This is a genomic window from Specibacter sp. AOP5-B1-6 (assembly GCF_052376555.1).
Classification (GTDB): domain Bacteria; phylum Actinomycetota; class Actinomycetes; order Actinomycetales; family Micrococcaceae; genus Specibacter.
Genome location: NZ_JBQSVT010000023.1, coordinates 1 through 13,929 on the forward strand (window position 1 = coordinate 1; position 13,929 = coordinate 13,929).

A 13,929-nucleotide genomic window follows, 5' to 3' on the forward strand; every position below is an offset into this window, starting at 1 on the left:
TGATTACCGGGTTCGCAGGGACGGGCGGACTCAGCAAAAATCCGACCACCAAGGCCACAACGATCGCAGCGATGACAATGGCAATTCTCTTCACAATGCGTCCCCCTCACTCTCGATCTCTACAGTTACTCTACTGAACTAGTTGCTGGCCGCGCGGACGGAGTCTTTGCCCGCTGTTCACATGGGGCACTCTGAACCGCGACCATTGGTCCCGCAGAGCGCGTTCCCCTGCGGAACGCTTTCTCATTTGCCTATGGCAACTAGCCGGTGTTCTGGCAGCGGCCAGAGCGCTGAGCGAACTCTGGCCAGAAGAAGGTCGACACGTATAGGTTGTTGATCAGTGTCCCATTCGCGCTGGACTCAAGGAGTTGGTGACTGTGAAAGAACTTCGGAACTTGCCCCTGTGGGCGACTGTGCTATCGCTTTGCGTGGCCGCAGCGGCAGCTACTTTTCTAGTCATCGGGCTATTCCACGCGCTCACCGGTGCCGGGGCGACCCAAGTGCTCTTTGACGCCGTGATTGCCGGCGCGCTGGCGCTCGGCGCATGGTCCGTCGCGGTCAGAGGAAACCCCGCGCTTTCCAGTCATCGGGACACCCCACCCAACCGTAGGAGCCCCCTCGACTGGTGGTGACGTCGACCCCCGTTTCTCCCGCGGTGTGGACGCCATTGCAGACTGGCACCGCAACCGAGCCAATAGTGCCTGAACCGGTATCGTGGGAATTCGGATGTTCCGCAGGAGGTTCCGCTTGCGGGACGCAGAAACAATCCCAAGCCGGCAAGCCCGAGTAGTGCTGCCAACATCATTCAGTCCATTGTCGCGTGACACGCATTCCGGACTAGTGACGAGTAGCTCCGAATCCTACATTTAGGTTGGGCCGTGAGGTGCCCACGGCGAGAACGAGTCCAACCTGCGAGACACCTCCAAAATCCAAGGGCTGGACCCAGCCCCGCGGCGACGCTCACCCGGCGGGGGCGGTTGCGGGCACGGCGTTGCGGCCCAGCTCCACTGTGCGCCGCACAGCCCAGACCAGCAGCGTTACAAGCACGACGTTGCGGCTTGTCAACACCGCCGCCATGATGGGGTTTGCATGGATCAGCGGCGTGTAGAACAACGGATAAATGATGAACGTGGTGAACGCGATGCCCATCAGCAAAGTCGCGGGGACCTTCCACCTGTCCCAGTCGTGCACCAGGCCGGCAACCACCACGGGCAGCAGCCAGATGATGAACTGCGGCGAACCCACCTTGTTGAAAACGATGAACGCGGTGACCATCAACAGCGAGCCTTCAAGGAGCAGCTCCTCGCGCTGGGCGCCGCGGCGCAGGGCCCACACCATGAGGGCTGCGCCAAACAGGGCGGCAGCGATGAGCAGCGGCTGCATCAGCCAGGCGGCCACGTCGGCGCCGGGCCCATACACCTCGGTGGAGTTGATGGCCACGTTGTCGGCAATTTTCGACCCGCCCACATGGAACACGCTGAGCCACACCCACGGCGTGGAGAAAGTGGCCTCCAGCTGCATGCCGCGGTCGCCCTGGTTGATGGCAAAGTCAAGCAAATGCGATCCGGCCCCCGTGAGGACGGCGACGGCGGCCACGGCTGCGCTGACGGCCAACCCGGCAAGGAACACTTGGACCCGTTTCGCGCTGGCAATGAGCAGCGGGGCGATGACAGCGGCGGGCCAGACCTTGATCCAGGTTGCCACCGACAGCAGGACCGCCGCGACCACGGGCCGCTCCGCCGCGTAAAGCAGGGCAATCAGCACCAGGGACGTGGTGATGCCCTCCACCCGGGCAAAGCTGAGGAAACCCATGAACAAGGTGAAAAACAGCCAAAACCAGGCTGGGGCAATGCCGCTGCGGGCGCGCTTGCCGCGGGTCAGGAACGCCAGTCCCACAGCGTTGAGCACAATGATGATCAGCGTCCAGCCCAGCAGGTACAGCGACGGGCCAAACATGTTCGCGGCAAAAATGGGCAGCTGCGCCAGCAGCGGATACACCCACGGACTGATCGCCCCACCCAGCTCCGACGGGTTGTAGCCCAGCAGCGCCCACTGGCGGTATTGCTCGGTGTCGCTGAACGTGTCGCCGTGGACGATGAAGCTCATCATCCAGGCCAGGAAGAAGACATGGACGACGGCGAAGCCCCACCACACGCTGGCGGGCGTGCGGAACCAGGCAATCGCCGTGGGGGAGAGGAACCTGCCGCGGATGGTCACGGCCCGGTCGAGAACCCGGTCAAACAACGGAGCTGAAATCTCAAGGCTCCTTGGTCAGCGTCGCCTCGGCGGCCACGGCGGGAGCCGGGTTGGCGGCGGAGGAGGGTCCGGCGTCGTGCCTGGGAATTCGGGAGGGGTTGCGGCCCATCAGGAACAGCTGGCGGACACTCCAAACAAACAACACCACGAGCAGGAGGTTTCGCAAGGTCAGGACGGCGGCCATGGCCGGGTTGTTGTGGGACAGGGCGTCGTAAAAGAGCGGGTAGACCAGGAATGTCAGGATGGCCACGCCGATGAGCATGGTGGCCGGGACGCGCCAGGCCTTCCACTGGTAGGACAGACCGACGGCGACGGCCGGGGCGAGCCACACCATGAACTGCGGGGAGCCCACCTTGTTGAACACCACGAATGCCGTGACCAGGGCGAGGGATCCAAAGAGGAGCAGGGCGGTGCGGTCGGCCCCGCCGTTGCGCTTGCCGGTGTGCAGCGCCCAGAAAACCAGGGCGGCAACCAGCAGTGCGGCGGCGATCAGAAGCGGCTGCATGAGGAAGCTCATGACCTCGGAGCCGGGGCCGTCGACCTGCATGGAATTGATGTCCTGGTTCATGTACATGCGCGCCCCGCCCAGGCCCAGCACGCTCATCCACAGCCAGGGCGTGGTGAACGTGGCCTCAAGCTGCATGCCGCGGTCGCCTTGTTCAAGCAGGAAATTCAACAGCTTGGGCAGCGCATTCATGGCCAGCGCCACGGCCACAACGACGGCCGTGACGAGCACGCCGGCCAGCACCACCTGCACACGCTGCTTGACCACCGTGAAAAGCGCAAGCACGACGGCGGCGGGCCAGACTTTCGTCCACGTGGCGACGCTGAGGATGACCGAGGTCAGGAACGGGCTGGCGACACCAATGGACAAGGCGATCAAGACGACCGGGGCCGTCAGTCCGTCAACGCGGGCAAAGCCCAGCCAGGCCAGCAGTGCGGTGAAGGCGATCCACCACAGGCCCGCCGGAATGGTTTCGCGCTTTTTTCCCCAGTTGGTGAGCTTGCCCACGGCCACCGTGTTCAGTGCTGCGATCATCAGGACCCAGATGAACAGGAACGGGGCCGGCCCAAAGAGGTCTGCGATGGCCATGGGGATCAACGCCAGGATCGGATACACCCAGGGGCTGGGGCCCACAACGAGGGTTTCGTTGAAGTCCACGGAGGCCCAGATGCGGTAGATGAACGTGTCGCTGAAAGCCTCGCCGCGCAGGGAAAGGATGCCCGCCAGCAGCAGGAACACCCCGTGGATGACAGCAAACACGGTCCACATGCCGCGCGGGGTGGTCAGCCAGTTTTGGGTCCGGGTGGGCAGCAGCGCATCCCGGCATCGGGCGAGGGCGGCAAAAAACGTGTCCGTGGAGATGGTCCGGTCCTTCGTGAAGAGGTGTGGCGTGAGGTGGTGCCGCGGGCTGGGCCGGGGACTGTCCCGGTCGACGCTGTGCGTTGCGTGGCGTCTTTTCCAATGAACTGCCCGGCTGAAGTGGGTAGACTGCCAAGAACGGAATCCTTGGCTGTTTACATATTAGCGCAGCACCTTGTTGCTGCCCGGGCCAGCCCACCCATGTGGACGCCAACCAGTCCTGCCTTTAAGGCGTCAAAATTTCAGGAGTTAGTTGTTGACCAGCACGCGCGTTGCCCTGCCGGAGGTGAAGAAGAAGGTGTTGAGCAAGCTCCCTTTTCGCACTGGCACAGCCACATCGGCCATCTGGCAGGGGTTTGCCGGATCCATGCTGCTGCTGCTTGGCTCCCTGGGCGTGGGATGGCTGGCCAGCAGCTCGGTGTTGATCAGGAACCCGCTGTTCATCCTGGCCAGGACCACGCCTGTGGCTGTTGTCACCGCCACCGTCATGCTGTGCGTCGGCGCGGCATTGATGCTCCGCGCCTGGTTGCGGCTGCGCCAGCACCTGGCCGGCTGGGACGATGACGCCGCACCCGCACTGAAGAAAGCCTTGATCCTGTGGGTGGCCCCGATGATGGTGGCCCTGCCCTTGTTCAGCCGTGACTCCTACGCCTACATTGGCCAGGGCCGGCTCATGCAGCAGGGCCTGGATCCCTACACCAACGGCATTTCCGCGCTCAACAACTATTTCTCCCTTGGCCCCGACACGCTGTGGACCGAGGCGCCCACACCGTACGGGCCGCTGTGGCTGTGGCTGGAACACTTTGCCGTGCTGCTGCCGGCCGGCAGCCCCGAAATAGCGTTAATACCGTTCCGGCTGGCCAGTTTGGCTGGGGTGGTGCTGCTCGCCGTCTACGTGCCAAAACTTGCCGCCCGCCACGGCTTCAACCCCCACCGTGCACTGTGGCTGACCGTTTTGAACCCGGTGGTTCTGATCAACTTCGTGGCCAGCGTGCACAACGATTCACTCATGCTGGGCCTGGTCGTGGCCGGCATTTACCATGCCTCGGCCAAACGCCCCGTGGTGGGCATCTTGTTTGTGACGGCCTCCATTGCCATCAAGCCCATCACCTTGATTGCCCTGCCCTTTGTTGGGCTGCTGTGGGCGGGCTCGCAGGCCGGGTGGGTGCGAAAGTTTGGCTTGTGGGCGGCAACCCTGGGCATCTCAATGGGCATCATGGCGGCCATGGGTGCCGTCAACGGGCTGGGGTTCGGCTGGCTTGCCGCACTGCAGACCCCGGGCACGGTGTGGATTTGGTACGCCCCCGTGGGGCTGCTCTCCAACGCCGTTGGCTTTGTGGTGCTGCTGCTCGGCGGTGCAGGCGCCGCCGTCACCGATGTCATCCAGACCATCGGCCAGGGTGCCTCCATCTTGATCGTGATGGCCCTGGCCTTCCTGAAGATCAGCCTGCCGCCGGCCAAGGCTGCCGGTGTCGGCGGACGTTTCGCCGCCGGCACGGGGGACGGAGCCGGGAAGTCGGGCCCGGCTGGCGGCGGCGGGTTCCTTGGCAGTCCGGAAACCCTGGATGATTCGCGGCGCTACAGCCAGGCGGTCCTGTACCGCATGGCGTGGGCCTTCGCCGCCGTCGTGCTCATGGCGCCCATGATCCAGCCCTGGTACATGCTGTGGTTGTTGGCGTTCTTCGCCGTCACCGGAATCCGGGAGGGGTGGCAGATGCGCACGGTGCTGTATTTGACAGCGTTCTTCACCTTGATTGCCCTGACCGACCAGTTGAGCGTCTTCCCGTGGATCCCCGTGGTGCTGGTCCGGGCCGTGGCGATCGGTGTGGGCCTGGTCAGCGTCCTGTATGTGATGTTCCTGGACAAGAAAACGCGCGGCGAGTTCGTGCCGCGCTGCGAGCCCGAAATTGCTGCCCGCCGCAGCGCCGTGTAACGGACCGCCTCAAAGGTGCTTGAGCGCTTCGCGGCGGGACAGCGGGCTGAGCCGGCCCTCATGGTCGGCAACAAAACTGCGCACCCAGTCCGGATCCGTCCGGGCATGCTGGCGCAGTGCCCAGCCGATCGCCTTGCGGATGAAGAATTCCTTGTCCGCCAGATTCGGGCGGATCACATCGGCCAGCAGGCCCGTGTCGGTGGCCGCCCGGGCCGGCAGCTGCGCAATGATCGAGGCCCTGCGGAACCAGAAATTGGGGTGCACACTCCACTGGCGCAGCAGCCGGTCCATGCTGTCCAGGTCCTTGCCGCTGTTTGTGTCTTTCCCGTTGTCCTTGAGCAGCAGCTCGCAGAGGCGCGGGGCAACGGAATCAACGTAATCCCACCACTGCCCGGCCTCAATGACGACGGCGTAAAACGGCAGGAGCCGGCGCTCGCCCCGGCCGAGGCGTGAGTCTGTGAGCATGATGGCCGCGTACCGCTCCTCGCGGTGCCCGGCGTTGAGCCACAGCTCCATTGCGGTGGCATGAAGCTCGTCAACACCGGCAAAGGGATGCTGCTTGGTCAGCGCACGCACAGTTTTTCGCACCTCCGGGGAGCGCACCCCCATGAACGGCATGGACGATTTCATGTACCTTGCCATCCCGTCCGCCCGCTCCGGTTCGGCAAGCCTCGCCAGGGCAGGGCCGAGGGCGTGCAGGAAGGCCGTGTTGGCGGGCATGCTCTCTGGGGAGGTGGTGCCGGGTGACGTGCCGGGCGGGATCATGGAACCAGCGTAGCTGTGCGGGGGACCGGCTCCTGAACGCCGGCACCTGAACCCCGGCGGCGGTCAGCTGCAGGGTCCCGGCAAGCCGACGCCGTGGCGACGCAGGAGACGCACTGAACTATTATGTGGTTGCAATGAAGCACACTTCCCAGCAGCCGGACGAGACACTGGTTTCCACTCTGCGTTCGGCCGGGTGCGTCTATGCCGAAGAAGAAGCAGCCATCCTGCTGGAGGCAGCCGACTCCGCCACTGACCTTGCACGCCTGCTGGACCTCAGGGTTCAGGGGTATCCGCTGGAACACATTGTGGGCTGGGCACAATTCTGTGGGCTCCGCATTGCCGTCGCCCCGGGGGTGTTTGTGCCCCGCCGCCGCAGCGAGTTCCTGGTCGCCCAAACACTTGCGGCGCTGGCCGGACTGGCCGCATTGGACGGATCCAACGGACCCGAAAGTCATGCCGGAAAGCCGGGGCCCGGGCCGCAGCGTGTGCCCGTTCCGCCAAGCCACGCCGAGCCCCACACGCAACAGCTGACGGTACTGGATCTGTGCTCCGGCAGTGGTGCTGTGGGCACGGCTCTGGCCCATGTTCTGCCCGGGTGCGAGCTGCATGCCAGCGACATTGACCGGGCCGCCGTCGACTGTGCCGCCGGAAATATTGCAGCGTTCAATGGGCGGGCATATTGCGGGGATTTGTTTGCTGCCGTCCCGGACGGGCTGCGCGGCAGTTTTGATGTGATCGCGGCCAACGCACCCTATGTGCCTTCCGCTGCCATCATGTTCATGCCACAGGAAGCCAGGGTCCACGAGCCTGAGATTGCGCTTGACGGCGGTGTCGACGGACTCGAGCTGCATCGCCGCATTGCGGCTCAGGCTCCGTTGTGGCTCCGTCCCGGCGGAGTGTTGCTGCTGGAAAGCAGCGCCCGCCAGGCTCCCGCAAGCGCCGCCATTTTGGCCTCGAACGGATTTTCCGCCAGCACGTCAAGCAGCGTGGATTTTGACGGCACGGTGGTGACAGGCAGATTGGCGCCCCGGCAGCTGCCGTAGCGGGGCGCCAGCCGGTTCGTGCCAACCGGCGCGTGCCAGCCGGCGCGTGCCAGCCTGCGGGTCTTCTTATCGGCGTCGGAACTGGCTAGCCTCGGTATATCGGCACCAGCCAAAATTCAACGGGGGAGCATTCCATGAGTTTGCACAGCCAGCACACCAGCCGCGACGAAACCATGGTGGAGAGCGCCTTTGATTCGGGTTTGGGTGCGATTCCCAAGCACGCGCTCCCGCAGGGCAGCCAGGATGCCGATGCTGTGATGCGGTTCATCCAGGACGAGCTGATGCTCGACGGCAATGCCAGGCAAAACCTGGCCACCTTTGTCACCACGTGGATGGAACCACAGGCAGCCAAACTCATGCAGGCATCGCTGGAAAAGAACATCATCGACAAGGACGAGTACCCGCAGTCGGCCGAAATAGAACGTCGCTGCGTGAACATCCTGGCGAATCTGTGGCATGCGCCGGAGCCAACAGGGGGAGCGGATGCCGTGGGTTGCTCCACGACCGGATCCTCGGAGGCTGCCATGCTGGCCGGGATGGCATTGAAATGGCGTTGGCGGGCCCGCAGGGAAGCTGCCGGGCTGGATGCTGCCAAGCCGAATCTGGTGATGGGCGCCAACGTTCAGGTGTGCTGGGAAAAGTTTGCCAGGTACTGGGATGTGGAGGCGCGGCTGATCCCGCTCGACGGCGCAACCCACCTGACCGCCGCCCAGGCCGCTGCCGCGTGTGACGAAAACACCATTGGTGTCGTCGCCGTGCTGGGATCGACTTTCGATGGATCCTACGAACCCGTCGAGGAGATCGCCGCAGCCCTGGATGCGCTCGCGGCAGAGACCGGGCTGGACGTGCCGGTCCATGTCGACGCCGCCTCGGGAGGATTCATTGCCCCTTTCCTGGACGAGGGGCTGCTGTGGGACTTCAAGCTGGACCGGGTGAAGTCAATCAATTCCTCGGGCCACAAGTATGGTCTGGTCTACCCCGGTGTTGGTTGGGTGTTGTGGCGCAGCGCCGAGGAACTGCCGGCCGACTTGATTTTCAGCGTCGACTACCTGGGCGGCTCCATGCCCACTTTCGCGCTCAACTTTTCCCGGCCCGCAGCCCAAGTCATCGCCCAGTATTACACCTTGGTCCGCTACGGGTTCGACGGGTTCCGCGGCATCCAGCAGCGCTCCCGGGACATCGCAGTGGCCATCGCTGATGGAGTCGAGGCGCTGGGACCGTTCACCCTGCTCAGCCGTGGCGGCGAGCTGCCGGTGCTTGCCTTTAAACTGACGACGCCGGATGCCTGGTCCGTCTATGACCTCTCGCATGAACTGCGCAGCTTTGGCTGGATTGTGCCCGCCTACCCCATGCCCGAGGGCATGGCGGATGTGGATGTGCTGCGCGTGGTGGTGCGCAACGGCTTCACCTTTGACCTGGCAGGAATGTTTCTGGCCGACCTGGCGAAATCGGTCGAGCGGCTTTCGGGAAGGCAGCCGGCACGGGTGGCGTTCCACCACTGATGTTTCCAGTGGTTCCCGCGAGTGGGCGGAATGCCCGTCCACCTCGCATGGGCGGAAAGTGCGGTTGTCTCCACCGTCGCGGTCAGCCGGTCAGGCCTCATAACGGAGGTTATGTGTTTGTTAACATTGGTTGGAAGTGAATGTGTGAGTTCTTAACATAGTTTGTTGACGGGCCGACCGGTAATGTGACGTACATCAAACCACTATGGGACGTGCATCACAAAGGAAATATCACCATGCCCGCAAGTCACACAGCCACACTGCCCGGCACCACTTTTCAGGGACTGTGGAACACTACTGTGGCAAACTGCCCGGACAACGAATTCCTCACCTTCCGGGAGATAACGGGCCGCACAGTGTCGTGGACCTACGCCGAGTTCGACGCGTTGGTCTCACGAACCGCAGGCATGATGGCCGCACACGGCGTGGGCCGCGGAGACGCCGTGCATGTGGCCCTGCGCAACTCGCCGGCATTTGTGCTTATTTGGCTGGCCGCGGCCCGGCTGGGCGCCTGGATGGTCTCGGTGGACCCGGCGTCGGTTGAAAGCGACATAGCACTGCAGCTGCGGCGCACGGCCCCCAAGATGGGATTCTGCGCGGCGAGCCGCGAGGACACGTACAGGGCGGGCGCTGAGGGAAGCGCCTGCATCGTGGTCACCCTGACCGAAACGACGCAGGACACCCTTCCCCCGTCACTGCTTCTTGGTGTGCCGGTCGTCGCCGCGGACGTGGATGCCTGTGACCGCTTGGCTGTCATGTTCACGTCCGGCACCACCTCCGCACCCAAGGGTGTCGTGCTGACGCAGGCCAATTATGCGTACATCGCCGCCACCATGTCCTCCACCATCGGACTCGGTAGCGATGACAAATGGTTCGTCTCATTGCCCCTGTTTCATGCAAATGCCCAGTTCTATTGCTTCAATTCCGCCATCGCTGTCGGTGCTTCCGTTGCTCTCACCGCTACGTTTTCTGCCTCAGGATGGTTCGCGCAGGCTGCTGAAATGGGGGTGACGCATGCCAGCCTCTTTGCCGCTCCCATCCGAATGATCCTGGCCCGGCGTCCCCATGATGCACCCACGCTGGCACTAAAACACCTGTGGTTTGCGCAGAGCCTGGGACAGGCGCACTACGAGGAAATGAGCGAGCTGACGGGGTGTGCACCCCGTCAGTTGTACGGCATGACGGAGACCACGGCCATCGCCACCGGTGATTTCAGCTCCTCTCCCCGCCCGGACGTGATTGGAACGCCTGCCCTGTCTCGGCGGATTCGCCTGATCAGCCAGGCCACCGGCAGGGAAGCAATGGAGGGGGAGCCCGGGGTCATCACCGTCGCGGGTTCCCGGGGTGTCGACTTGTTTGACAGCTACCTGGACGATCCAGTCCAGACTGACGCCTGCTTCAGCGAAATTGACGGGACCACATGGTTTAGCACCGGCGATCTGGCGACTGTGGATCGCGCGGGGGTGTACCGCTTCGTCGGCCGCATTGACGATGTCATCAAGGTGGCCGGGGAAAACGTCAGCTTGACCGAAGTGGAAGCAGCCCTGGCACAGGCCCCAGGCATCCTCGAGGTCGCCGTGTTGGCCAAGCCGGATCCCATCCGCGACCAGGTTCCCATTGCCTTTGTGGTGCCGAGCGATCCGTTGAACCCTCCAGACGTCGATGCGTTGGAGCAGTGGGCTGCAGCAAACCTCACTCCGCAAAGCCGTCCCCGGCAGTGGACCATCATTGCCGAGCTTCCTCGAACCAGCGTGGGCAAACTGCGCCGCTTCAAGTTGACCGCACCGACGGAAGTTCTTGTCCAGTCATGACCACACCACCTGATGCCGCCGCCACGGAAGGCGCCGTGCTGACCGCGCTGGCCAACGGCACATCCATGGCGGAGCTGCGCATGATGCTCAGCACCGCGGCACCGCAGTTTGCCAACGACGCCGTGTTGGTCCGCCAGCAACTTGATGATCTCGCCGAGCGCGAGCGGAACCTGGTTCAGCTGGTCGAATCCAGTCGCGAACTGGCAGGTCTTGATGCCGTGGACAGTGTGCTCTCCGCCATCGTGGCCAGGAGCCGGCGTCTGCTCATGTCCGACGTCGCCTACTTCCTGAAGTTTGAACAGGAGAGCGGGCTGTCCCGCATGATCACCTCGGAAGGCATTCTCAGCGACGACTTCGCGCGCCTGGTTGTTCCTCGCAACGAAGGCATTTCCGGCTTCATCGCCGCATCCCGCAAGCCCAGCTGGACCCGGGATTACCTCAATGACGTCCGATACAGTCACAACAACACCATCGACACCGCCACAGTTGATGAGGGCCTGCGGGCAATCCTTGGCGTACCGGTCCTCCGCAACGGCCGGGTTGTCGGCTTGCTCCTGGCTGCCGACAGGCGTGTGCACGACTACCGCCCGCAGGATGTGGAGCTGTTGTTTTCACTGGCTCAATACGCCGGCGTCGCCATTGAAAATGCCACGGTGCATGAGGCCGGCCGGCAGACGGTGGAACATCTTCAGGGCGCATTGGACTCTCTGGAATCCAGTGAAATCGCAACCCACAGCATCATGGATTTTCAGGACCGGCTTTTGGGAATCCTGATGACCAATGGTTCGCTGGGCGACCTTGCGGAGCTTGTTCAGGCCTCGATCGGTGGCACCGTCGTTGTGGAGGACGACGGCGGACGCCTCCTCGCGCGCTCCGGCCCGGACGCGCAGCCGGGCCCCACCGGGCCGAATGCCGCTGACGCGTTGTGGAACGTCGAACCGCTTGGACACCAGGGCCCTCCGGTGGGGACGTTGAAACACCTGCCGGCAGGCAACACCATCTTGGAAGGGCCATCTCCCAGTGCTGAACAACGACAAATTCTGGGACGGGCCGCCACCGTCGCCGCCCTGCTCATCACGAAGCTTCAGTCGGAACTGACCACGGCAAGGGCAAGGAATGCCGCCATGGTCATGGAATGGCTGGAGGACCCTGGCGGCGCCCTCGAAAGGAATCCGGGAGCGGCATCCGGACTCGGGCACTTGAACACCGCCCTCGTGTTGCAGGTTGAAGAGTCTTCGACGCCGGCGCTGCTGAGGCTTGTACAGCAGAAGGTGGAACGCACCGGAGGCATGGCCTGCAACTACAGGGGATCGGTCTTGCTGTGGATGCCAGCTGCCGAGCCGGGAACGGTGGCCGGGCAGTATGCCCTGTCCATGACGGGTGCCATCGGCCAACCGGTAACAGCGGGTGCCGCCGTGGTGGCTGCACCGCAGGCATTGGCTGCAGCCGCCACGACGGCGCACAACACCGTCCGCGCACTCGTGGCGCTTGGACGCGGCGGGACGGGCAGCCTCAGCAATGCCGTGGCGCCGTTCCCCAGCATCCTGTCCAACAGCAGCCCGGCTGAACTGACCGAATTTGTCCACAGCGTTTTGGGGACGCTTTTGGATTATGACAGCCGGCACGGTTCCGAACTGGTAGCAACACTCAAGACCGTCTACGCCAACTCCTCCAACGCCAGCAGCGCCGCAGACACGCTGCTGGTCCACCCCAACACCGTGCAACAGCGGCTGGCACGCATCGACCAAATAACCTCCGAGAGCTGGCGTGACAGTGACGTCACCATGCGCAGGCAACTGGCCCTGAAGGTCCTTGACCTGATGGGACCTGACGCAGCGGCAGCCTCCACTTCCAAAGGAACAGCATCATGACAAGCAGCTCCAAGACAACCGCCGCCCGGCGGCGCCGCGCCTTCATTGGCGCCACAACCGGACATCTCATCGAATGGTACGACTACGGCATATACGGTTTCCTGGCCGTGTACATTGGCCAGGCATTCTTTGACGCCTCCAATCCGACAGTCAGTTTGATCAGCGCCTTTGCCGTCTTCGCCCTGAGTTTCTTCATCCGGCCGCTCGGCGGCATCTTCTTCGGGCCCCTGGGCGACAAGATTGGCCGCAAGAAAACACTGCTCATGGTCTTGGTTCTGATGGCCGGGTCAACATTTGCCATTGGCTTGCTGCCGACCCAGGCGATGGTGGGAGTCGCAGCACCAATCCTGCTCATTCTGGTGCGGTGCATCCAGGGCTTCTCGGCGGGTGGGGAAATTGGGACCATAACAAGCTTCATTGCCGAATACGCAGGACCGGGGCGCCGCGGATTTTCCACCAGCTGGCTGATGGTCACAGCCGTGCTGGGGTTGGTTCTTGGTGGTGTGGTGGCGAATGGGCTCATAGTCCTCATGGGCACCGAAGCCATCGCTGCCGGTGGCTGGCGCATACCATTTCTCGTGGCCGGCCCACTGGGCATGATCGCTTTGTACATTCGCATGAAGCTGGAGGACAGCCCGGAATTTCAGGCACTGCAGGCGGCCGGGAACACGTCCAAGGCACCACTGCGGGAAGTGTTCAGCTGGAAACGGCCCATGGCACTGGTGTTCTTCATCATTACCCTGCACTCATCCATCTTCTATCTGGTGCTGACATTCGTCTCCACCTTCATGGCGAAAACCCTGTCCTTTGATTCAGGGACCACCTTGTTGTACGTATTCCTTGCCAGCGTTTCAGCTGCGATCGTCATGCCATTTGGTGGAATGTTCACCGACAAATACGGCCGCAAGAACTTCCTGCTGGTCATCGGAATCGCCGCCACCGCGGCAATGTACTGGCTCTTTGCAGTGGCTCCGGGAGCAACCCCGGAAACATTCCTGCCGCCCCTGATGGCCGTAGCCGTTTTGTTCGGGCTGTACGCGTCCTCGACCTACGCAGTGATGACCGAACTGCTGCCCACACGCATCCGCTCCACGGGCATTGCCATCGCCTACAATATCCCCGTGGCCCTATTCGGTGGAAGTGCACCCATGATCGCCACCTGGCTCATTGCCGCAACAGGGGACATCAGCTCGCCCTGGATCTTCTTCGTTGCCACAGGAGTTGCCTCCATAGTCGCGCTGCTGGTCCTCAAGCCCAGCGATTTCGCCCGTGCAGCCAACGCCTCCATTGCGCACGCTCCACAGGCCGAGCCGAAAATGGCGGACTCCCGGTCCTGACTCCGGGCCCGCCGAAGTGCAAGACCGACGAAACCCGATCGACAAAAA

General features: G+C 63.3%; 9 protein-coding genes. 6 read left to right on the forward strand and 3 right to left on the reverse strand.

Going from position 1 to position 13,929, the window contains the following annotated elements; genetic code table 11:
• Nucleotides 1–960: 960 nt before the first annotated feature.
• The gene (locus ACT3TS_RS12480) at nt 961–2,217 is read right to left on the reverse strand and encodes a glycosyltransferase 87 family protein (RefSeq protein WP_444531900.1); all 1,257 of its coding nucleotides are present in this window, start codon (nt 2,215–2,217) and stop codon (nt 961–963) included.
• Between the two features lie 40 nt (nt 2,218–2,257).
• Complete coding sequence (locus ACT3TS_RS12485; protein ID WP_444531840.1) at nt 2,258–3,529, reverse strand: glycosyltransferase 87 family protein; 1,272 nt, start codon at nt 3,527–3,529, stop codon at nt 2,258–2,260.
• A gap of 346 nt (nt 3,530–3,875) precedes the next feature.
• Between ACT3TS_RS12485 and mptB the strand changes: the two genes are divergently transcribed.
• On the forward strand, nt 3,876–5,552 hold the full coding sequence (mptB, locus tag ACT3TS_RS12490) for a polyprenol phosphomannose-dependent alpha 1,6 mannosyltransferase MptB (protein ID WP_444531841.1): 1,677 nt from the start codon (nt 3,876–3,878) through the stop codon (nt 5,550–5,552).
• Nucleotides 5,553–5,561: 9 nt separating this feature from the next.
• Here mptB and ACT3TS_RS12495 read toward each other — a convergent pair whose 3' ends face one another.
• Nucleotides 5,562–6,317, reverse strand: a complete 756-nt coding sequence (locus ACT3TS_RS12495) for a DNA alkylation repair protein (RefSeq protein ID WP_444531842.1) — start codon at nt 6,315–6,317, stop codon at nt 5,562–5,564.
• Between the two features lie 134 nt (nt 6,318–6,451).
• Here ACT3TS_RS12495 and ACT3TS_RS12500 point away from each other — a divergent pair, with 134 nt between their 5' ends.
• The 5 genes from ACT3TS_RS12500 to ACT3TS_RS12520 all read left to right on the forward strand — a co-directional run bounded on the left by ACT3TS_RS12500 (nt 6,452) and on the right by ACT3TS_RS12520 (nt 13,881).
• On the forward strand, nt 6,452–7,360 hold the full coding sequence (locus tag ACT3TS_RS12500; RefSeq protein WP_444531843.1) for a methyltransferase: 909 nt from the start codon (nt 6,452–6,454) through the stop codon (nt 7,358–7,360).
• A gap of 134 nt (nt 7,361–7,494) precedes the next feature.
• A complete protein-coding gene (locus ACT3TS_RS12505) occupies nt 7,495–8,862 on the forward strand; it encodes a glutamate decarboxylase (RefSeq protein ID WP_444531844.1) in 1,368 nt (455 codons plus the stop codon).
• Nucleotides 8,863–9,098: 236 nt separating this feature from the next.
• Nucleotides 9,099–10,673 (forward strand): class I adenylate-forming enzyme family protein, encoded by a 1,575-nt coding sequence (locus tag ACT3TS_RS12510; protein WP_444531845.1) that lies wholly within the window; start codon nt 9,099–9,101, stop codon nt 10,671–10,673.
• On the forward strand, nt 10,670–12,544 hold the full coding sequence (locus ACT3TS_RS12515; protein ID WP_444531846.1) for a GAF domain-containing protein: 1,875 nt from the start codon (nt 10,670–10,672) through the stop codon (nt 12,542–12,544). The genes ACT3TS_RS12510 and ACT3TS_RS12515 overlap by 4 nt, the downstream gene beginning before the upstream one ends.
• Nucleotides 12,541–13,881, forward strand: coding sequence for an MFS transporter (locus ACT3TS_RS12520; protein ID WP_444531847.1), 1,341 nt, complete (start codon nt 12,541–12,543; stop codon nt 13,879–13,881). Before ACT3TS_RS12515 ends, ACT3TS_RS12520 begins: the two co-directional genes overlap by 4 nt.
• Nucleotides 13,882–13,929 lie beyond the last annotated feature (48 nt).